The sequence below is a fragment of the Paenibacillus sp. P13VS genome (genome assembly GCF_015143645.1).
Taxonomy (GTDB): Bacteria; Bacillota; Bacilli; order Paenibacillales; family Paenibacillaceae; genus Paenibacillus; species Paenibacillus xylanilyticus_A.
This window is the reverse complement of sequence record NZ_WYEV01000004.1, coordinates 915,100-936,669: the sequence shown is the minus strand read 5'-3', so window position 1 is coordinate 936,669 and position 21,570 is coordinate 915,100. Positions and strand designations below refer to the sequence as shown.

Annotated in this window: 19 protein-coding genes, 2 rRNA genes and 1 riboswitch; of the genes, 19 read left to right on the top strand and 2 right to left on the bottom strand. The window is 48.9% G+C overall.

Features of this window, described 5'->3' with window-relative positions:
* Together GUA98_RS13890 and rrf are read left to right on the top strand one after the other, a co-directional pair.
* Positions 1–106 (top strand): 23S ribosomal RNA (locus GUA98_RS13890); the annotation flags it as partial.
* Between the two features lie 74 nt (positions 107–180).
* A 5S ribosomal RNA gene (gene rrf / locus GUA98_RS13885) occupies positions 181–297 on the top strand.
* Between the two features lie 133 nt (positions 298–430).
* Here rrf and GUA98_RS13880 read toward each other — a convergent pair.
* Complete coding sequence (locus tag GUA98_RS13880) at positions 431–976, bottom strand: NADPH-dependent FMN reductase (protein ID WP_193723395.1); 546 nt, start codon at positions 974–976, stop codon at positions 431–433.
* Positions 977–1,275: 299 nt separating this feature from the next.
* Here GUA98_RS13880 and GUA98_RS13875 point away from each other — a divergent pair, with 299 nt between their 5' ends.
* Positions 1,276–2,277: a ketoacyl-ACP synthase III gene (locus tag GUA98_RS13875; RefSeq protein ID WP_167301721.1), complete on the top strand. Its 1,002-nt coding sequence runs from the start codon at positions 1,276–1,278 to the stop codon at positions 2,275–2,277.
* 130 nt (positions 2,278–2,407) lie between these two features.
* Here the strand turns inward: GUA98_RS13875 and GUA98_RS13870 are convergent, their stop codons facing one another.
* A complete protein-coding gene (locus GUA98_RS13870) occupies positions 2,408–4,345 on the bottom strand; it encodes an amidase family protein (protein WP_193723394.1) in 1,938 nt (645 codons plus the stop codon).
* Between the two features lie 347 nt (positions 4,346–4,692).
* Between GUA98_RS13870 and GUA98_RS13865 the strand changes: the two genes are divergently transcribed.
* The 16 genes from GUA98_RS13865 (at position 4,693) to purH (ending at position 21,559) form a co-directional block, all read left to right on the top strand.
* Positions 4,693–6,822 (top strand): DNA topoisomerase III, encoded by a 2,130-nt coding sequence (locus GUA98_RS13865; RefSeq protein WP_193723393.1) that lies wholly within the window; start codon positions 4,693–4,695, stop codon positions 6,820–6,822.
* A 125-nt stretch (positions 6,823–6,947) separates the two neighbouring features.
* Entirely contained in the window at positions 6,948–7,085 is a 138-nt protein-coding gene (locus GUA98_RS13860; protein WP_193723392.1) for a hypothetical protein, read from the top strand.
* Between the two features lie 130 nt (positions 7,086–7,215).
* Positions 7,216–7,479: a DUF1294 domain-containing protein gene (locus GUA98_RS13855; RefSeq protein ID WP_095288452.1), complete on the top strand. Its 264-nt coding sequence runs from the start codon at positions 7,216–7,218 to the stop codon at positions 7,477–7,479.
* Positions 7,480–7,631: 152 nt separating this feature from the next.
* Positions 7,632–8,066: a universal stress protein gene (locus GUA98_RS13850; protein WP_153976875.1), complete on the top strand. Its 435-nt coding sequence runs from the start codon at positions 7,632–7,634 to the stop codon at positions 8,064–8,066.
* A gap of 269 nt (positions 8,067–8,335) precedes the next feature.
* A riboswitch (purine riboswitch) is annotated at positions 8,336–8,437 on the top strand.
* A 194-nt stretch (positions 8,438–8,631) separates the two neighbouring features.
* Positions 8,632–9,117 (top strand): 5-(carboxyamino)imidazole ribonucleotide mutase, encoded by a 486-nt coding sequence (gene purE, locus GUA98_RS13845; RefSeq protein ID WP_153976876.1) that lies wholly within the window; start codon positions 8,632–8,634, stop codon positions 9,115–9,117.
* Positions 9,114–10,310 (top strand): 5-(carboxyamino)imidazole ribonucleotide synthase, encoded by a 1,197-nt coding sequence (gene purK / locus GUA98_RS13840; protein WP_193723391.1) that lies wholly within the window; start codon positions 9,114–9,116, stop codon positions 10,308–10,310. The genes purE and purK overlap by 4 nt, the downstream gene beginning before the upstream one ends.
* Entirely contained in the window at positions 10,307–11,605 is a 1,299-nt protein-coding gene (purB, locus tag GUA98_RS13835) for an adenylosuccinate lyase (RefSeq protein WP_095288455.1), read from the top strand. The genes purK and purB overlap by 4 nt, the downstream gene beginning before the upstream one ends.
* Before the next feature lie 233 nt (positions 11,606–11,838).
* Positions 11,839–12,714 (top strand): phosphoribosylaminoimidazolesuccinocarboxamide synthase, encoded by an 876-nt coding sequence (locus tag GUA98_RS13830; RefSeq protein ID WP_193723390.1) that lies wholly within the window; start codon positions 11,839–11,841, stop codon positions 12,712–12,714.
* Positions 12,715–13,005: 291 nt separating this feature from the next.
* Positions 13,006–13,251, top strand: coding sequence for a phosphoribosylformylglycinamidine synthase subunit PurS (purS, locus tag GUA98_RS13820; protein ID WP_090904903.1), 246 nt, complete (start codon positions 13,006–13,008; stop codon positions 13,249–13,251).
* 4 nt (positions 13,252–13,255) lie between these two features.
* Positions 13,256–13,945, top strand: coding sequence for a phosphoribosylformylglycinamidine synthase subunit PurQ (gene purQ, locus GUA98_RS13815; protein ID WP_095288457.1), 690 nt, complete (start codon positions 13,256–13,258; stop codon positions 13,943–13,945).
* Positions 13,923–16,166: a phosphoribosylformylglycinamidine synthase subunit PurL gene (gene purL, locus GUA98_RS13810; protein WP_095288458.1), complete on the top strand. Its 2,244-nt coding sequence runs from the start codon at positions 13,923–13,925 to the stop codon at positions 16,164–16,166. Before purQ ends, purL begins: the two co-directional genes overlap by 23 nt.
* Positions 16,151–17,629 carry an amidophosphoribosyltransferase gene (gene purF / locus GUA98_RS13805; RefSeq protein WP_193723388.1) on the top strand — a complete coding sequence of 493 codons (1,479 nt, stop codon included), beginning with the start codon at positions 16,151–16,153 and terminating at the stop codon, positions 17,627–17,629. The genes purL and purF overlap by 16 nt, the downstream gene beginning before the upstream one ends.
* A gap of 12 nt (positions 17,630–17,641) precedes the next feature.
* Entirely contained in the window at positions 17,642–18,085 is a 444-nt protein-coding gene (locus GUA98_RS13800; RefSeq protein ID WP_193723387.1) for an immunity 26/phosphotriesterase HocA family protein, read from the top strand.
* A gap of 51 nt (positions 18,086–18,136) precedes the next feature.
* Positions 18,137–19,177 carry a phosphoribosylformylglycinamidine cyclo-ligase gene (purM, locus tag GUA98_RS13795; RefSeq protein ID WP_193723386.1) on the top strand — a complete coding sequence of 347 codons (1,041 nt, stop codon included), beginning with the start codon at positions 18,137–18,139 and terminating at the stop codon, positions 19,175–19,177.
* Complete coding sequence (gene purN, locus GUA98_RS13790) at positions 19,177–19,794, top strand: phosphoribosylglycinamide formyltransferase (protein WP_193723385.1); 618 nt, start codon at positions 19,177–19,179, stop codon at positions 19,792–19,794. The genes purM and purN overlap by 1 nt, the downstream gene beginning before the upstream one ends.
* A 217-nt stretch (positions 19,795–20,011) precedes the next feature.
* A complete protein-coding gene (purH, locus tag GUA98_RS13785; protein WP_193723384.1) occupies positions 20,012–21,559 on the top strand; it encodes a bifunctional phosphoribosylaminoimidazolecarboxamide formyltransferase/IMP cyclohydrolase in 1,548 nt (515 codons plus the stop codon).
* Positions 21,560–21,570 lie beyond the last annotated feature (11 nt).

Here is a 21,570-nt window from a genome sequence, read left to right as displayed (position 1 = left end):
TCCCAGTATGTAAGACCCCTTGAAGACGACGAGGTAGATAGGCTGGGGGTGGAAGTGCAGTAATGCATGGAGCTGACCAGTACTAATCGGTCGAGGGCTTATCCACATTGCAGGTTTTGATCGCAATTTCGTTTCGGATCTAGTTTTCAGAGAATAATCTCTGAGTGTATAGCAGCATCGTTTGGTGGCGATGGCGGAGGGGTTCCACACGTACCCATCCCGAACACGACCGTTAAGCCCTCTAGCGCCGATGGTACTTGGACCGAAGGGTCCTGGGAGAGTAGGACGCTGCCAAGCAAAGAACCACTGCCGAAGATACTCGGTGGTGGTTTTTATTTGTTTATAAATGTAACAAATTATAATTTTAACAGCCCGATATATCACTAACGGGCTGTTTTTGTTTTTTATAACACTATTTCAGTTCATTCATTCAGTTGGGGCATGCTTCTGCTAAGCGTAAAAGTGAATCTTGTAGTGCCGTTTTAGTATCAGGATCAATGATCGTACCTTGTTTGTTGATTTTCATCGTAATATGAGGAATTGTATGTGAGGCATCATTCAGGACGAGGGCATTGATCATGTTTAAAGTCAGCAATATGGATGTATGGGCTTGATTACCGCCTAAAGGGCTGGGGGATGCTGCTATGACCACTGTAGGCTTATTCACCCATTCTCCGGAAGATACAATCCAATCTAAAGCATTTTTTAAGACACCGGGAATACCATTTCCATACTCAGGTGTACAGATGAGGACACCGTCTGCTTGCTTTAATTGGGATCTGAAGTATTGAACGGGAAGTGGACCATCATCTACATCAAGATCAGGATTGAAGTGGGGAAGATCATTCAGCTGATCATACACCTGAAATTTCAAAGTAGTAGGGCCAAGTGCCATCATAGCTTTCATTAGCATGGTGTTTGTGGATTGTTTCCGAAGGCTTCCTGAAATTGCAAGGATGTTTATTTCTCTTTCCATTATGTAATCCCCCATCTCTGTCCATTGTCTATCCGTAATATGAATTGTTTTGTCTATTTTCTATCTTTCCTTACGAAGAGTCTACAGATAACGGCGATTATTAAGGCATTCTTCATACTAAACCGAATATGATTATTCTTCTTCATTTGATCTACATACCAAGTGTGAGGAAATGGAGCAGAAGGTGTGTTTTTCTGTATCAACAGAGAAAACAATAAAAGTATATCAAAAATTAGTACCAAGTACTAAGACTTAGTGCTATAATAATAAAAAAAGAAAACGAGGTGACTGAAGCTATGATGCAATCAAAAGCCAGTATTACTGCATTCGGAACCTATGTGCCGGAGCGTATTTTAAATAACGCGGATTTGGAAAAGTTGGTCGAAACGAACGATGAATGGATCGTACAACGAACAGGGATGAGGGAGCGGAGAATTGCCGCAGAGGATCAGTTTGTTTCTGATCTGGCGGTTAAGGCTGTGGAAGACATGATTCGGCGTTATGGGGTTGACGTTCATGATGTGGATATGATCCTCGTAGCAACAAGCACGCCAGAGTATGCATTCCCTAGCACGGCTTCCAGAGTACAGGCCCGTCTGAACATCACTCAGACCGGAGCGCTGGATTTGAGCGCAGCTTGCGCAGGCTTTGTCTATGGGTTGCAACTGGCCGATAGCATGATTACAAGTGGCATGTATCGCAAAGTGCTCGTGATCGGGGCAGAGACATTATCCAAGATTACGGATTACACCGATCGTACGACGTGTATTTTATTTGGGGATGGAGCAGGAGCATTTTTGTTGGAACGAACCGAAGGGCAGGGCAGTGCGCTTGCAGCACTTTCCGGAACTCAGGGTGATGGTGGGTTACATGTTTATAGCAGTGGACTTTCCTCCGAGATGAATGGGGTACCTCTTCAAGGTGAAGGGCGTCTTGTGCAAAACGGCAGAGAAGTATATAAATGGGCTGTACGGCTGATACCTGAGCAATTGCCGAAACTTATCGCTAGCTCAGGCTTGCAGGCGGAGCATATCGACTGGTTTGTACCGCACAGCGCGAATATGAGAATGATTGAAGCTGTCTGCGAGCGCGGTCCTGTACCGTTGGAACGCACGCTGACCAGCATGGAGTACCGTGGGAACACCTCGGCTGCATCCATACCTTTGGCCATTCAGCTGGCTGTCGATGAAGGTAAGGTGAAGCAGGGTCAGCGTCTTGCCTTATTCGGTTTTGGTGGTGGCTTAACTTATGCAGGCCTTGTGTTGGAATGGAGTGTTCCAGACGCTGATTCAAAGAAATAACGTAGAAATTTGAGATTAAGCGGGAAAGACAGTCTGTCTTACCGGGCTAATAAAAAAAGTACACTTTCCTCCGATGTGGAGGCGAAGTGTACTTTTTGTTTATTAAGCATTTTCTAATTCAATAAAGGAGTTATGGTGTAAGTTTAGGAGCTTGGCGGTGATGGGTTCCTTGCTCATAACTGTATGCGAGTTTAATCAATGTTCCTTCATCAAAGGCACGGCCGAGGAATTCAATGCCTACAGGTAGACCCTCTGTAGTGAAGCCGGCAGGTACGGTGATAGCCGGGAACCCGGAGAATGGGCTTAGTCGGTTATTCCCGCCGGAGTTCTGCCCTTCGCCAATTACGGCTGCAGCCTGGGTGGAAGTAGGATACACGATGGCATCCAGGTTATTGTCAGCCATCACTTTTAGAATAGCTTCGCGCGTGACTTGAGTACGTTTCAATACGATGTCTTTGTACTCGGTTGTCTCGAGCGTTTCCCGTGCATCGCGTGCCTTCATGGATTGTTCCTGTGTTTTATCAAATTCACCTGAAGCGATGATCTCCGACAGACTGTGGTATGGAGCATCTTCACCAAGTGACTCCAGGTAGTCGTTGAGCTGGAATTTGAATTCATATCCGCTCAAGCTCGGGTATTTGTTGATTTCGTCCAGATTCGGAATGCTAATAGGTACAGCAGTTGCACCCAGAGATTTCAATTCTTCCACTGCATTGTTGATGACATCAGCAACGGCTTTCTCTTCTGCTTTGGTGCTTGGGATCAGTTCAGTAGCTACACCAATACGCGCGCCTTTAAGTCCATTCACGTCCAGGAAGTCAGTGTAACTGGAAGGGATTTTGCCTACAGCATAAGCTGTAGCCACATCGTCCTTGTCATAACCTGCTGTAGCGTCCAGCATGATCGCAGCGTCACTAACTGTACGAGCCATAGGGCCGCCTACATCCTGAGTCAGAGCAAGCGGGATAATGCCTTCACGGCTGGATAGTCCAATCGTTGGACGAATTCCGACAAGGCTGTTGAAGCTGGATGGAATACGGATCGATCCACCAGTATCGGTACCCATGCCTGCTGCAGCAAAGTTGGAGGCAATCGCTGCCCCTGTTCCGCCGCTGGAACCGCCAGGATAGTGATCCAGTGCGTAAGGGTTCAGGGTTTGTCCACCCAATGAACTGGATGTAGTAATGCCAAATGCAAATTCATGCAGATTTGTTTTGCCGAGGATAATGGCACCTGCTTCTTTGAGCTTTTTCACTTGCTCAGCGTCTTGCGCAGGCACGGAGTCCTTCAGACAGATACAGCCGGCAGTGGTAGGCATATCATTCGTATCGAAGTTGTCCTTCACAAGAACAGGAATACCGTGCAGCGGTCCGCGTGCACCTTTGGCTGCGCGTTCTTCGTCCAATGCCTGGGCAATATCAAGTGCTTCCGGGTTTAAGGTTAGTATGGAATTAATGCTAACTCCCTGATCATCGTATTTCTCAATCCGATCTAGATACATTTGAACCAATTCCTTGGATGTAAGCTTTCCTTGCGTCATTGCAGCCTGGAGTTCCGTAATTGTTGCTTCCTCCAGAACAAATGGTTTTATGTAATTATAAATGCGATCTTTCAATATAGCGACATCAGTTTCCGTCAGGACAGCGTTAGGTAGAAAGAGGGAATCCGTATAACCTTTCATCAACCCTGCAGCATTCAAGGCACCGATGGCACCTGCATAGCTGGATTGGTCTGGTACGTCTTTAAACGACTCTGTGGTGGACTCCAGCTTCAACCAGGTTTGAAGAGCTAGAGCAGCATCCTTACGCTGAACGGTTTTGCCTGATAGCTCGTCCATTGAAAAAGGCACACCTGCAAGTGTCGCTGCCTCTTCCATGGCTTGAATAAATGCGGCAGACGTGGCAGGTGCCTTCCCTGCAGCTGTTGCTGCGACCGTTGTTTTGCTTGATGGGCTTGCTGCTCCGGCAGATGCCAGCGGTACGGAAGCTCCTCCCCAAGTTGTAACCATTACTGCTCCTGTCAGTAACAGAGCTCCACTTTTTTTCAATACAGATCCATGATAAGTCATGTATCCACGCTCCTTCTGTCGCAATGATGTGTGTGATGAAACGGCTGTATATGCTTTTGTCACATTCTAATAACATGTCAGGTATTCTTACAACACTCATATTTATCCAAAAAAACGTATACAAGTTGTTTTCATGTGATATTTCTTTCAGATACTCTTGTTTTCATTCCTAAGAGAAATTTAAGTGTTCATAAAAGTGTTAGCTTATCTTACATATAATCTAGAACAGTAATTTATCAGGTTAATCGTTCATCTGGGATAGGCCAAGAAACGAATGGTCTGAAATGATATAATGAAAGGATAGGAACTTGGGTTACAAGGTGTATGAAGAAAGGAAGAGATACGAAGTGAAAACATTGGTACTCGCTGAGAAACCATCTGTGGCACGTGAAATTGCCAGAGTTATGGGAGCGCGTGATAAACATAAGAGTTATTTGGAAGGTCCTAAATATATCGTAACGTGGGCACTAGGGCATCTGGTAGGGCTGGCGGAACCTGAAGATTACGACAAGAAGTACGCCACCTGGAATCTTGAGGATCTGCCAATTCTGCCGGAGCGGGCGAAACTGAAGGTGCTAAGAGAGACGAATCATCAATATAAGGCCGTACAGCAGCTTATGAAACGCCAAGATGTTGGTGAACTGGTCATTGCAACGGATGCTGCCCGGGAGGGGGAGCTGCTTGCCCGTTGGATCATGCAAATGGCGCAGTGGAAGAAGCCTTTCAAACGACTGTGGATTTCTTCTCAGACGGATAAGGCAATCAAAGAAGGATTTGCTTCACTGAAGCCAGGGAGTCAGTTTGACCGTCTCTATGAATCGGCACGGTGCCGGGCAGAAGCGGACTGGATGATTGGGCTTAATGTGACACGAGCGCTGACCGTTCGATTTAATGCACAGTTGTCTGCAGGACGGGTACAGACGCCAACTCTGGGCATGATCATGGACAGGGAAAATGAAATCAATGGTTTTCGGTCACAGGAGTATGAGACATTAACTGCAGATTTTGGAGGTTTTCAAGCCGTGTGGCGGGCCTCAGGCGGGGATTCACGCATCTTTGATGCTCAGGACACCCAGGCATTGAAGAAACGAGTGGATGGACGTAAGGGAACCATTGCTCAGGTCAAAAAGAGTGAAAAAGTTGAGCCGCATCCTCTGGCCTATGACTTGACGGAGCTGCAGCGTGATGCCAACCGGAAGTATGGCTTTTCAGCCAAGCAGACTTCCAACGTCCTGCAGCGTCTCTATGAGCAGCATAAGCTAGTTACATATCCGCGTACGGATAGTCGTTACCTGACATCGGACATGACAGGTACGCTGAAAGAAAGATTGGATAGTGTAGCTGTTGGACCTTATGCATCCTTGGCTCGTCCGCTGCTGCGGAAAAACTTGAATATCACCAAGCGAATTGTGGATGACAGCAAGGTAACGGATCATCATGCGATTATTCCGACAGAACAGACGGTGCTGCTGAATCAGCTGAATCCGGAGGAACGCAAACTGTATGATTTGATCGTACGCCGGTTTATCAGCCTGTTCTATCCAGCTGCCAGATATGATTCAGTAGCGATTACTGTGCAAGTGGGTGAAGATTCCTTCCATGTTAAAGGGACAACGGTAAAAGACAGTGGCTGGCGTGAAGTATACGGCGGAGACTACAGTGACGAAGAAGATGAGCGCACAGATGAGCAAGCGGACAATGGACGCACTCTTTTGCCAGATGTACAGCAAGGTCAGTCGGTTACCGTTCAACGTTGTCATATTAAAAGTGGAAGAACCATGCCACCTAAACGGTACACGGAGGCAGCATTGCTCGCGCAAATGGAGAAGCACGGACTTGGTACCCCGGCTACCCGTGCAGATATCATCGAGAAATTGGTCAGCTCGGATACCATCGACCGCCAAGGCAACAGCATGCATCCTACAGGTAAAGGCAAGCAATTAATTGAGCTGGCTGCTCCGCAGCTTCGTACACCTGAACTGACGGCGCGTTGGGAGGCTGAACTGGAACGGATTGCTCGTGGACAAGGGAAACCAGGTCCTTTCCTGGAAGGCATACGTTCGATGGCTAAAGAACTGGTAGCCACTGTAAAAGGAAGCAAGGCAGAGTATAAACCGCATAACGTGTCGAACAGCCACTGCCCGGATTGCAATGCGCGTCTGCTTGAGAAAAAAGGGAAACGCGGCAAGTTTCTCGTATGTCCCACGGAGGATTGTGGCTATCGTCGCTCGGCAGAGAAGCGGTTATCCAACCGTCGTTGTCCGCAGTGTCACAAGAAGATGGAAATGAAAGAAGGCAAAGCTGGTCTCTATGTGCAGTGCCTGCCTTGCGGAATTACGGAAGCACTCGATAAAGATAAACAGCACGTCAACAAACGCGAACAGCAAAAGCTGGTCAAACAGTATGCCAAACAGGAATCCATCGGATCCAATCTCGGAGACTTGTTGAAAGCTGCAATGGAGAAAAAGGGGGACTAGTGCTCCAGAAAGAGTGTTGTACAAGTTGAATGGTTACTAGCGATGTCATGCTTCAGCAACAGCTTCGCATGGTGTCGTATAAGATCCCTCCTTTTCAGGCAACGTAAGCCAAGGAGGTGACACAGATGCCACACAACAAATCAGAGAAAATTCATAATCAGCAGAATAAGGACAGTATCCGGGAAGAAAGCATCGGAGCACGTCCAACCAAGGCGGGCAAAAGAGTTCCCAGCTTGAACGGTATTCCGAAACAGGAGTCCTAGGTTCTGCCCGTAACGGATGATTCCATTAAGCAATCTATGCGGCTCCCTTCTCGCGTTGATCATGTCCCTGCAGAGGACTATAATGGAGGAACAGGGAGATGTCCCGGGATAGGGGGACCGCTAGAATTATATGCAAACCGGACTCATATTGTGGTTTTTATTTATTAACGTGGTAGGTTATCTGGTGATGTCAGATGACAAAAAGCGGGCGCAGCGACGCCGTGACCGTACACCCGAACGGACGTTATTCCTGCTGGCATTTATCGGAGGGGCGCTTGGAGTTTGGATTGCAATGTACCGGAAAAGGCACAAAACCAAACATCCGAGCTTTACCATCGGGATTCCACTTCTGCTATTTCTGAATGCCGTAATCTATGGTTATTTTCTGAAATAGAACCTTAGGGGTGGCGACGCTGTAAAACAAGGCAAATGGTTCATATCGCATGAAGAACGTTTATAGGGTTACATGGTGCTGGATTTAGTTTTACGTCAGACCGAAGCCTCCAGCTTCGGAGTTTCTACATATAAGGAAGGGACGGGATTTACATGTTATTCTCCAAAATTTTAGTAGCTTATGATGGATCAAAAGCTTCCAACAAGGCACTGGATCGTGCCATTGAACTGGCTAAAGTGTCTCCGGATTCAGTCATTGATGTCATTCATGCCTTTGACTTCCCGCGCGTATTTATTGGAGAAGGACTTGCACCGCTGCCGCCATCTCTGAATAACGATTACTACAACCTGGCTGTGCAAACGACCGATGAAGCAAAAGAACGGATCAAAGCTGCTGGCGTTACAGCCAATGTAGACCTGATTCAAGGGGCGGCAGCTGAAGTGCTGCTCGATTATGCTAAGGAAAATGGGTCGGATGTGATCGTCATCGGAAGTCGTGGACTAGGCGGCATTCGTGAATTTGTCTTGGGCAGTGTCAGCCACAATGTGGTACAGCATGCTCAAATCCCTGTATTGATCGTTAAATAATGCATTGAATTGCAAGCTCCAAATATGCAGTGAGCCGGCTGTCTTCATTCCATTGAAGAGAAGTCGGCTTTCTTTTATGGGATGAAATGGATATGAAGCCCAAAATAAACGCCTTAATCACGAACATTATATTTGTCAATATGTTAAATGTTCGTCTTTAAGTTGACATTAGCTGTAGGGGATTGTTAGAATGTTAGATGTGTCGATCAGGTGAGATTAAGGTCGAGTAGGAACGAAAGATGTACCAAGGCTGACCGAAATGAGTCGCTTGGATTGAATAGATATTTGCTCGTATAACGCCGGGAATAAGGCCCGGAAGTCTCTACCCGGAGACCGTAAATTTCCGGACTACGAGGAGATACGGCTGAGAGTCGCATGAATATGGATGCGGACAGCAAGCCCCCTTTTGGCATGCCCAAATGAGGGATACGTATTTCTTGGAGTCCGGTGTCCGGAGAAAATGTGATGTTTTCGCGGGTAGCGGATTTTTTTGTTTCAAAAAGGGAACGCGTATGGCAAGAGTGGTTGTTATAAAAATAAGCTCAGACGGGAGTTGGATGTTTTCATGTCAGTGCAGGTCGCTGTAATTATGGGCAGTAAGTCGGATTGGGAAACGATGAAGCATGCGTGTGAGGTGCTGGATGAACTGGAGATCGGGTATGAGAAAAAGGTTGTATCTGCGCATCGCACACCGGATCTGATGTTTGAATATGCCGAGCAGGCTGCTGAGCGCGGATTTAAGGTTATCATTGCAGGTGCAGGTGGAGCAGCACATCTCCCTGGCATGGTTGCTTCCAAAACGATGCTGCCGGTAATCGGCGTACCTGTGCAGTCCAAGGCACTGAATGGTCTCGATTCCCTATTATCGATTGTTCAGATGCCAGGCGGCATTCCTGTAGCAACGGTAGCGATTGGCAAGGCGGGTGCTACCAATGCAGGGCTGCTTGCGGCCCAGATGATTGGTGCATTCGATGAGGATGTCCGTAATCGCTGCGAAGCCCGCAGAGAACGGATCAAACGTGAAGTACTCGAAAGCAGTGATGAGCTATGAGTAAAACTGAATTGAATCTCTCAGGTATGGCTGGACGTGTGCTGCTCCCAGGAAAAACAACCATTGGCGTTCTCGGGGGCGGACAGCTTGGACGAATGCTGACGCTTGCCGGGACAGCGATGGGATACCGCTTTGTCACACTTGATCCGGCGCCAGATTCGCCTTGCGGACAGGTTGCCCGCCAGATTGAGGCCCGATATGACGATGAAGCCGCAGCGCTTGAACTGGCCCGTCAATGTGATGTGATCACGTATGAGTTTGAAAATGTGGATGCAGGTGTAGCGGGCTTGCTGGAACGTGAATCCTATGTGCCGCAAGGAAGTGCATTATTGTATACAACCCAGCATCGGTTGCGTGAGAAACGAGCCATTGAAGCTGCTGGAGTAAGAGTAGCACCTTATCGGGAGATTACAAGTAAGGATACGATGCAAGCAGCAGTAAGCGAGCTTGGTGTACCATGTGTTTTGAAGACGGTAACCGGAGGATACGATGGTAAAGGCCAGCGGGTCATCCGCGAAACGAGCCAGGCTGTACCGGCTTACGAAGAGCTTGCGGCAACCGGAGCGGAACTGGTGCTGGAGCAATTTATCAATTTTGACTGCGAAATCTCCGTCGTGGTTGCCCGAAGCACAAGTGGCGAGATCAAGACATTCCCGCCAGCGGAGAACATTCATGTGAACAACATTCTGCATGCCTCGATCGTACCGGCCAGAGTGGCTACGGACATACAGATTGAAGCCCAGAAGCTTGCAGCGGCTGTGGCCGAATCCATGCAGGCTGTTGGATTGCTGGCGGTGGAACTCTTTGTTGCGGCAGACGGAAGATTGTATGTGAACGAACTGGCTCCAAGACCTCATAATTCCGGTCATTACACGATGGAAGCCTGTGCGACGTCGCAGTTTGAGCAGCATATTCGTGCCATCTGCGGGCTGCCATTAGGAGACACTACACTGTTAAGTCCGGTTGTTATGGTCAATGTGCTTGGAGAACATCTGGAAAAAATTATCGCCAGAACGGGTCAACCTGATGCAGAAGCAATGGAACTCGGTGTTATACCCAAGCTTCACATATATGGCAAAACCGAAGCGAAAACGGGACGGAAAATGGGGCATGTCAATCTGCTCTGTCAGGATGTTGAAGAAGGATTGCAATGGATTGAACAAACTAATATCTGGAGGAATACAAATTCATGATCGAACGTTATAGCAGACCCGAAATGAGAGCCATCTGGACGGAGGAAAACAAATTCAAGTCCTGGCTGGAAGTTGAAATTTGTGCATGTGAAGCTTGGGCGGAACTCGGAGTTATTCCTAAGGAAGAAGCAGCATTGCTTCGTCAAAACGCTTCTTTTGATATCGATCGCATCTATGAAATCGAACAGGAAACGCGCCATGACGTTATTGCTTTTACCCGCACGGTATCCGAGAGTCTGGGAGCAGAACGCAAATGGGTGCACTACGGACTGACATCCACGGATGTGGTAGATACGGCTCTAGGGTACGTACTGCGCCAGGCCAATGAAATTCTGGAACGCGACATCGTGAATTTTATCGAGATCCTGCGTGAGAAGGCCCTCGCTTATCAGCATACGCCAATGATGGGTCGTACACACGGGGTGCATGCCGAGCCAACAACCTTTGGTTTGAAAATGGCCCTGTGGCATGAAGAGATGAAACGTAATCTGGAGCGTTTCCGCCATGCGGCAGACAACGTGCAGTACGGTAAGATCTCCGGTGCGGTAGGAACTTACGCGAACATTGATCCGTTTGTTGAAGAGTTTGTCTGCGAGAAGCTGGGAACGAAGCCGGCGCCAATTTCGACACAAACCTTGCAGCGTGACCGTCATGCAGAATACATGGCTACCCTGGCATTGATCGCAACATCACTGGACAAGTTCGCTACAGAAGTTCGTGCATTGCAAAAGAGTGAATTCCGTGAAGTGGAAGAGGCATTTGCCAAAGGTCAAAAAGGATCCTCCGCCATGCCGCACAAACGTAATCCGATTGGTAGCGAAAATATCTCCGGTCTGTCTCGCGTCATCCGCGGACATATGGTGTCAGCATACGAGAACGTAACACTGTGGCATGAACGCGATATCTCACACTCTTCTGTAGAGCGTGTCATCCTGCCGGATGCAACAATGCTGCTGAACTACATGCTGAACCGTTTCGGCAACATTGTGAAAAACCTGACGGTGTTCCCTGAGAACATGAAGCGCAACATGGAGCGTACCTTCGGTGTTCCGTTCTCTGGACGCGTACTGACGAAGCTGATTGACAAAGGCTTCAGCCGTGAACAGGCATATGATACCGTTCAACCACGTGCCATGCAGGCATGGGAAGAACAGCGCCAGTTCAAGGATATCGTGAAAGCCACACCGGAAATCACCGAGGTGCTGAGCGATGAGGAAATCGAAGATGCATTTAACCCGTCCTGGCACCTGAAGCATGTTGATACCATCTTCAAGAAGCTTGGTTTGACCAACTAATTAACTCCTAAAATATTAGTCTGTTATGTGTTCACGCGGGAACGGAGAAGGCAGAACAAACCTGGAGAAGCGAAGCGCTCGCCTTTATCCCCGGATTTTCACTTTGTAAAAAGTGGAATCAAAAAAATACGGGGATAACAGCGATCGAAAGGTTGTTCTGAATTCGGAGTGGGTTAGCGTGATTAGGGGAATTGAACTTATATTTTATATCTCCTGAAAGAAGGTGAGCCTCCATGGCACTGTCCACAGCGGCAGATCTCGTTAAAGCACCTCTGTTATACAAAGGAAAAGTACGCGAATTGTACGATCTGGGGGAACATTTTCTGATCGTGGTTACAGACCGGATTTCAGCTTTTGACTACGTGCTGGACCCAGCGGTGCCCGAGAAGGGCAATGTGCTGAATAAACTCAGCAGCTTCTGGTTTGAACTGACGAGCGACATGATGGACAACCACGTGGTTCATACAGACGTCAACCGGCTCGGTGATCTCATTGTGGACCCGGAACTTCTGAAAGATCGCATTATGGTGACACGCAAAGCCGAACGCATCGATATCGAATGCGTCGTACGTGGATACATTACTGGGGGCGGATGGAGACAATATGAGAATAGCGGAGAGGTGAACGGCATCAAACTGCCGGAAGGACTTCGCAAAAACGCCAAACTCGAAAGCCCCATTTTCACTCCGGCTGCCAAAAATGATGTAGGTCATGATGAAGACATCCCGATGGACCGCATGAAAGAACTGGTTGGAGATGAGCTGGCAGTTGAACTTCAGGAAAAAAGCCTGCGTCTGTATGAGTTCGCCCGGGATTATTGTGATCAGCGCGGCATTATTCTCGCAGATTGCAAATTCGAGTTCGGTATCGTCGATGGCAAGGTCATCCTAATCGACGAAATCTTCACCCCGGATGCTTCACGCTTCTGGGCGAAAGAGAACTACGCACTAGACATCGAGATCGACAGCATGGACAAGGAGCCGGTGCGCAGCTACCTGGCAGGAACCGATTGGGACAAAAACAGTAAGCCTGATCCGCTGCCACAAGCGGTGGTGGAGGCAACAACAGCAAGATACGTCGATATCTATAACCGTTTAACGGCACAATAATTTTTTATCACGTAATGGTCAGGCTCGACCATTACGTACCGTGCAACGTAAAGGTTTAGGCCTTTCAAAAAAACGTCGCATGGACAAGCGGAGGGGAAGATTTGAGCTGGAGAAGCGAAGCGTTCGCCTTTGCAACCGGAATGTTTCCTTTTGAAAAAAGGAATTTCAATCTAAAACATTCCGGGGGCAACAGCGATCGAAAGCCAAACTTCCCCGAAGCAAGCTCCAAAAGCTTCTTTTTAACAGCATAAAGCATTTATCCCGTTCATTACTGAGGAGGAACATAGGATCATGATCAAAGCAACCGTCTATGTCACTATTAAGCAAAGCGTACTCGACCCGCAAGGAGTAGCCGTTCAAGGTGCCCTGCACTCGATGGGATTCAATGAAGTGGAAAGTGTACGGATCGGTAAAGTCATGGAACTGAACCTGGATACAACTGATCGCGCAGAAGCGGAAAAACGTTTGACTGTGATGTGTGAGAAGCTGCTGGCCAACACCGTTGTTGAAGATTACCGCTACGAATTGGAGGGTTAATCCCATGAAATTTGCAGTTCTTGTGTTTCCTGGCTCCAACTGCGACATTGACTGTTACAAGGCAGTGGAAGATGCCATTGGGCAAGAGGTTGATTATGTATGGCACACGGCAACGGATCTTTCGGCGTATGACTGTATCCTGGTTCCGGGTGGTTTCTCCTATGGAGACTACTTGCGTTGTGGGGCGATTTCCCGCTTCGCACCTGTAATGAATGAGGTAGCCAAAGCTGCTGAACAAGGCAAATATATTCTGGGGATCTGCAACGGATTCCAGATTCTGACTGAAGCCGGATTGCTTCCGGGCGCGTTGATTCGCAATATGTCACTGAAATTCCGTTGTCACGATACGGTATTGAAAGTAACGAATGCAGATACACCATTTACACGTGACTATGCACCTGGGGAAGAGATTATCATTCCGATTGCTCACGGTGAAGGCAACTATTACTGTGATGAAGAGACGCTTGCGAGTTTGCAGGCGAACAACCAGATCGTATTTACGTACGGCAGCAACCCGAACGGTTCCCTGGGCGATATCGCAGGAATCTGTAATGAGGGTGGAAACGTAGTTGGCATGATGCCGCATCCGGAGCGCGCGGTGGATTCACTGCTGGGCTCGGAAGACGGTAAACGTATGTTTACATCTATTTTGAAAGCATGGAGGGATCGACATGACGCAGCAGCTATCCGCTAAGGAACCGACGGCAGAACAGGTCGCAGAACATAAACTTTACGCACAAATGGGCGTGTCGGACAGTGAGTATGAGCTGATCTGTGAATTCATGGGACGCAAGCCGAACTACACGGAAATTGGTGTATTTAGCGTTATGTGGTCCGAGCACTGTGCATATAAGAACTCCAAGCCGCTGCTGCGCCGTTTCCCAACCAGTGGACCGCGTGTCCTGATGGGACCAGGTGAAGGTGCCGGGATCGTTGACATTGGCGACAACCAGGCTGTTGTTTTCAAAATTGAAAGCCATAACCACCCTTCCGCTGTAGAGCCTTATCAAGGGGCAGCAACAGGCGTGGGCGGGATCATTCGTGATATTTTCTCCATGGGTGCAAGACCGGTAGCCCTGCTGAACTCTCTTCGTTTCGGGAAATTGGAGAGCGATCGCGTGAAATACCTGTTTGAACATGTCGTATCCGGTATTGCTGGATATGGTAACTGTATCGGGATTCCAACGGTAGCCGGTGAAGTGATGTTCGACGAAAGTTATGAAGGCAATCCACTCGTGAATGCCATGTGCGTAGGTTTAATCGATCATGACAAAATTCAGCGCGGTGTAGCCAAAGGCGTAGGAAATCCAGTGTACTATGTTGGTCCTCCAACGGGCCGCGATGGAATTCACGGTGCAACGTTTGCATCGGTGGAACTGACAGAAGAATCTGAATCCAAGAAGACAGCGGTTCAAGTCGGCGACCCGTTCATGGAAAAGCTCGTTATGGAGTCCTGCCTTGAACTGATCGACACGGGTATCGTACTTGGTATTCAGGATATGGGTGCGGCTGGCCTGACTTGCTCGAGTGCGGAGATGGCAAGTAAAGCCGGTAATGGTTTGGAACTGTATCTCGATCAGGTGCCACAGCGCGAAGAAGGCATGACCCCTTATGAGATGATGCTGTCCGAGTCTCAGGAACGGATGCTGTTCGTGGTTGAGCCGAAGGATGAAGCCCAAGCGATGGAGATCTTTGAGCGTTGGGGCGTAATCTGTGCAAAAGTCGGTAAAGTTACCGATGATGGACGTCTGAAGCTGTACCACCACGGCGAAGTGGTTGGGGATATGCCAGTGACGGCATTGGTCGACGAGTGTCCGGTGTACAACAAGCCATCTTCTGTACCGGCTTACTACGAGCAAAGCGCTTCAATCGACACGCTGCGTTACGATGAAGTGTCGGATCTCGGCGGTGCGTTGAAACAGGTATTGGCTTCGCCAACGGTAGCAAGCAAAAAGTGGGTTTACGATCAATACGACTACATGGTTCGTACAAGTACAGCCGTTCGTCCGGGTTCGGATGCTGCCGTGGTAACGATTCGCGGAACACGCAAAGGTCTGGCGATGACAACGGACTGTAACGGACGTTATGTCTATCTGGATCCTGAAGTGGGTGGCCGCATTGCGGTTAGTGAAGCTGCTCGTAACATTGTATGTTCCGGTGCGGAGCCACTGGCGATTACGGACAACCTGAACTTCGGTAACCCGGAGAAGCCGGACATTTTCTGGCAAATGGAAAAAGCTGTAGACGGTATGGCGGAAGCTTGCCGCGTGCTGGATACGCCGGTTATTGGTGGTAACGTGAGTCTTTATAACGAAAACGCCAAAGGCTCAATCTATCCAACGCCAGTAGTCGGTATGGTAGGTCTCGTTCATGATACGGATCATATCACGACACAGGGATTCAAATCCGAAGGTGATGTAATCATCCTCCTCGGCGAGACCAAAGCGGAGCTGGGCGGCAGCGAGCTGCAATATGCAGTTCATGGCAAAACGGAAGGCCGTCCGCCGCAGCTTGATCTGAATACGGAGAAGGCACTGCTCAGCACTGTACTGGAAGCCATCCAATCCGGACTTGTTCGTTCTGCACATGATTTGTCTGAGGGCGGTTTGGCTGTAGCTTTGGCAGAGTCCTGCATCAGCGGCAACGTGGGTGCACAGGTGAATGTGGAAACTGCACTGCGTGCGGATCATGCACTCTTCAGTGAGAGCCAATCCCGCATACTGCTGTCCGCTTCGCCGGAGCAAGCAGGTAAACTTGAAGCATTTGTACGTGAGCGCGGTGTACCTGTAGCTGTTATTGGACGTGTGGAAGGAAGCAACTTGACGATCGAATTGAACGGAACATCAGCCGTGAACGAACCCGTAGGAGGTTTGGCTCAGGTCTGGGAGGATGCGATTCCATGTCTCATGAACTGACGACAGGACAGTGGTGGACAGGCGATTATTATAACGAAGGGTCCGGTAAGGAAGGACTCGATAAATTGAAGGAAGAATGTGGCGTATTCGGGGTGTTCAGACACCCTGATGCTGCTTCGCTCTCCTATTATGGACTGCATGCGCTCCAACATCGGGGCGAAGAAAGTGCAGGCATGTGTGTGAGTGATGGTACCCAGTTTAACTACCATCGTGGTATGGGTCTGGTGAAGGAAGTCTTCACCAAAGACCTGATGCAGACCTTGTCTGGTGATATTTCCATCGGTCACGTTCGGTATTCCACAAGCGGCGACAGTAAACTGACCAATGCACAACCCCTGGTTTTCAAGTATCGTGACGGGGATCTGGCCGTTGCCACGAACGGGAATATCGTGAATGCACCAACGATTCGCCGTGAGCTGGAGCAGAGCGGGTCGATTTTCCAGACAACTAGCGATACGGAAGTTATTGCGCATCTGATTGCACGTTCATCGAAGGGGTTGGTGGAAGCTGCAAAAGATGCATTCCAGCGGATTGTGGGTGGTTACGCATTTCTGATCATGACCAACGACAAGCTGCTGGTGGCTTCTGACCCGCACGGTCTGCGTCCGCTGACGATGGGCAAGCTCGGAGATGCATATCTGTTCGCATCCGAGACGTGTGCACTGGAAACGATCGGCGCAGAATTGATTCGCGATATTGAACCTGGTGAACTGCTGGTGCTTGACGCAGATGGTCTGCACGAGGATCGCTTCGATCATCACAAACACCGCAAGGCACTGTGTGCAATGGAATATATTTATTTTGCTCGTCCGGACAGTGACATGAACGGGGCCAACCAGCATGCTGCCCGGAAACGGATGGGTGGACGCATGGCGATTGAATCTTTTGTGGATGCAGATCTGGTAACGGGTGTGCCGGACTCCAGTATTTCCGCGGCAATAGGATACGCTGAGCAAACCGGAATTCCGTATGAAATGGGCATGATCAAGAACAAATACACCGGACGTACGTTTATCCAGCCTAGTCAGGAATTGCGTGAACAGGGCGTGAAGATGAAGCTGAGCGCGGTGCGCCGCGTCGTAGAAGGCAAGCGCGTTGTCATGATTGATGATTCCATCGTTCGGGGGACAACTTCGAGACGGATTGTGAACATGCTGCGTGATGCCGGTGCAACTGAGGTGCATGTACGCATAACCTCGCCTCCGTTCAAAAACCCATGTTTCTATGGAATTGATACGCCTGACAGCCGTGAACTGATTGCTTCATCCTTGTCAGTAGATGAGATCTGCCGTGAGATCAATGCAGACTCTCTGGCGTTCCTCAGTCCGGATGGACTGATTGCATCCATTCAGGGAGATAATCAGGATGACTATAAGGGCGGACTATGTCTGGCATGCTTCGATAATGATTATCCGACTCGCCTTGACTTCGACGGTGAAGAGAAGTTCGGCTGCAGCTGTTAGGAGGTCAGGCTTATGGGAAGAAAAAGCTATAATGAGGGCGATGTTTTTCTGATTCCAATGCATGATGGACGGTTCGCCGTTTGTCAGGTTATATGTGCTCTGAGAGACCGCTTCAAAAAGGCATTTTCGTTTGGCGTGATGAGCATTCAGCGTGACGAAACTGTAAGCTTGGAAGACGGCGAGTTCCTTGTCTATTCTTATGGTAAACGTAAGAGCAGCGTGATCTTCACGTCACCCAAGCTGCTGAAAGATGGCACATGGAGCATTGTTGGTAACATCCCGCTGACTCCTGCAAAAAAAGAACTGCAAGTATTCCAGTGCGCCGGTGGGGTATACAACGGTGACGAATTCATTCGAATGGTTCCACCAGAAGAGTACAGTCAGTACATTACAATGGGTGTAGCTGGATTCGAATTGGTACAGAATCATCTTTTAGAGATGAGCAAAAATCAATAAAGTGGACTATCCATAGTTCAATTTATACAAGATACGAAGGGTGCGATGGTAGTGTCAGAAGCATATAAAAAGGCCGGCGTCGATATCGCGGCAGGTAATGAAGCGGTTGAACGGATGAAAAAACACGTGAAGCGTACCTTCCGTCCGGAAGTGATGACAGATCTGGGCGGATTCGGAGCCCTGTTCGGTTTGAACAAAGACAAATATGATGAGCCGGTGCTCGTTTCCGGCACTGACGGTGTAGGAACCAAGCTGAAAATCGCGTTTGCCATGGACCGTCACGATACCATTGGAATCGACGCTGTGGCCATGTGTGTGAATGACATTGTGGTGCAGGGTGCGGAGCCGCTCTTTTTCCTCGACTACCTGGCATGTGACAAAGTCATCCCTGAGAAGATCGAAGCCATCGTTGCCGGAATCGCTGAAGGATGTCACCAGTCCGGATGTGCGCTGATTGGCGGAGAAACGGCAGAAATGCCGGGCATGTACAGCGAAGGGGAATACGATATTGCCGGATTTACCGTGGGAATCGTGGATAAAGCCAAAATCATTAACGGCACGACCATCTCTCCAGGTGACACTGTAATTGGACTAGCTTCCAGCGGTGTACACAGCAATGGATTTTCGCTGGTTCGCAGACTTTTGCTGGAGGAAGCCGGGCTGGATCTGCACGAGGAAGTATCTGAACTGGGCGGCAAGCTGGGTGATGCCCTGCTGGAACCGACAAAAATCTATGTGAAACCACTTCTGTCCCTGTTGGAAAACGTGAAAGTAAAAGGCATGGCTCATATTACAGGTGGTGGATTTATTGAAAATATCCCGCGTATGCTGCCAAGCAGCGTGAATGTAGATATCGATTACGGCTCATGGCCGATCCTGCCAATCTTCAACCTGCTGCAGCAAAAAGGATCAGTCTCGAACCGGGATATGTTCACCACGTTTAACATGGGAATCGGACTTGTGCTTGTCGTGAACGAAGCAGATGCAAACGAAGCTCTGGAACAGCTGAAAGCTTCTGGTGAAGAAGCGTACATCATTGGACGTGTGACTGAAGGAGATGCGCGAGTAACCTTCACGGGAGCGGATGTTTAATGGCGAACTACCGGATTGCCGTATTTGCCTCTGGTGAAGGGTCGAACTTTCAGGCATTGGTGGATGCAGCGAAAAACGGAGGATTGGATGCAACCGTAGACTTGCTGGTGTGTGACAAACCTGCTGCACGCGTTGTGCAGCGGGCCAAGGATGCAGGCATCGACTGCCATCTGTTTACTCCCAAAAATTACGAATCCCGCGAGGCCTACGAGGCCGAGATCGTGGAAGTGCTTGAATCCAAAAACATTGACTTGGTTGTTCTTGCCGGATACATGAGATTGCTGACTTCAGTCGTAGTGGATCGGTATGCCGGACGGCTGATTAACATCCATCCGTCCTTGCTGCCAGCATTTGCAGGTAAGGATGCAATCGGACAGGCCTTGGAGTACGGCGTAAAAATTACCGGGGTAACCGTACACTTCGTGGATGGTGGCATGGATACCGGTCCTATCATTGCCCAGCATCCTGTGCCGATTCTGCCTGAGGATACGGCAGAATCAATCAGCCGTTCCATCCATGCGGCAGAACAGCAGCTGTATCCGGAAGTCGTTTCCTGGTTTGCTCAAGGATTGGTTCGGCTGGAAGGCCGTCAGGTTACGGTGCTGAAACCGGATTGATATAAGTTGGACTTCGCTTACAAATTAACGGAGAGGGCGGAAGTTTGTTCTGACCTCGTAGTGGTCCAGTGTAAAATCATTCGTTTAACTTATTTCGTATAACTTATTAGGTAGAGTCGAAAATTGGTACGCATTTTGTGATATTTCTCGGGAAATAAATCGGCTGTGTTTCGTCATGAAACGCGGGGCCATGGGACATTAAAAGGAGGAGCATATTGTGAGTATCAAAAGAGCTTTGGTCAGTGTGTGGGATAAAACAGGCATCGTGGACTTTTGCCGCGAGCTGTCGCAAATGGGCGTGGAAATTATTTCGACAGGAGGTACAAGCAGCCTGTTGTCGAAGGAAGGCGTTCCTGTGATCGGGATCTCGGATGTGACTGGATTCCCGGAAATTATGGACGGACGTGTCAAAACGCTGCATCCAGCCGTTCATGGCGGTTTGCTGGCTGTACGTGACAGTGAAGATCATAAACGCCAGATGGAAGAGAACGGACTGGATTATATCGACCTCGTAGTCGTAAACCTGTACCCATTCCAGGACACCATTGCGAAGCCGGATGTTACCTATGAAGATGCGATTGAGAACATCGATATCGGTGGTCCTACCATGCTTCGTTCTGCGGCCAAGAACCATGCTTTTGTTAGTGTTGTTGTCGACACGGCAGACTATGGCAAAGTGCTGGAGGAAGTTCGCAGCAGTGGGGATACTACGCTGGAAACACGCAAACGGCTTGCGGCAAAAGTTTTCCGTCATACGGCGGCTTACGATGCAGTTATCTCTGATTATTTCTCCAACCTAAATGGTGATCCACTGCCAGAGCGTTTGACGGTGACTTACGAAAAAATCCAGGATTTACGCTACGGCGAAAATCCGCATCAACAAGCGGCATTCTATCGTAAACCGCTTGCTGCTCAAGATACGTTGACAACAGCCCAGCAGCTGCACGGCAAAGAGCTGTCTTACAATAACATCAACGATGCAAACGCAGCGTTGCAGATCGTTAAGGAATTTGTAGAGCCTGCTGTTGTGGCGGTTAAGCACATGAACCCTTGCGGCGTGGGCATTGGTGAAAGCATCTATGAAGCCTACAGCAAAGCATATGCTGCGGATCCAACATCCATCTTCGGTGGCATTGTGGCAGCGAACCGCATAATCGACAGCGACACAGCTGCCAAACTGAGCGAGATTTTCCTGGAAATCGTGCTGGCTCCTGACTTTACGCAAGAGGCACTGGATATCCTGACGAAGAAGAAAAACATTCGTTTGCTCAAAACGGGTGAGTTGAATGCAGCTCGTGACCGGGCGAGCCAATTCGCGGTGACCTCTATCGACGGCGGCATGATCGTACAACAGAGCGATGTGCATTCCATCGAAGCGAGTGAACTGAAAGTCGTTACAGATCGTGCACCTTCCGAAGAAGAATTGAAACAGCTCCTCTTTGGCTGGAAAGTCGTTAAGCACGTGAAGTCCAATGCGATCGTGCTTGCAGCGAATGACATGACCGTAGGTGTGGGCGCTGGACAAATGAACCGCGTTGGTGCAGCCAAAATTGCCATTGAACAAGCTGGCGAGCAAGCAAAGGGTGCTATTCTCGCATCGGATGCATTCTTCCCAATGGGCGATACACTGGAACTGGCAGCTAAGGCTGGAATTACAGCTGTTATCCAACCAGGCGGTTCCATTAAGGATGAAGAGTCCATTAAAGTAGCGAATGAGTATGGTATTGCCATGGTCTTCACAGGCGTTCGCCATTTCAAACACTAGGAGTCGAAATC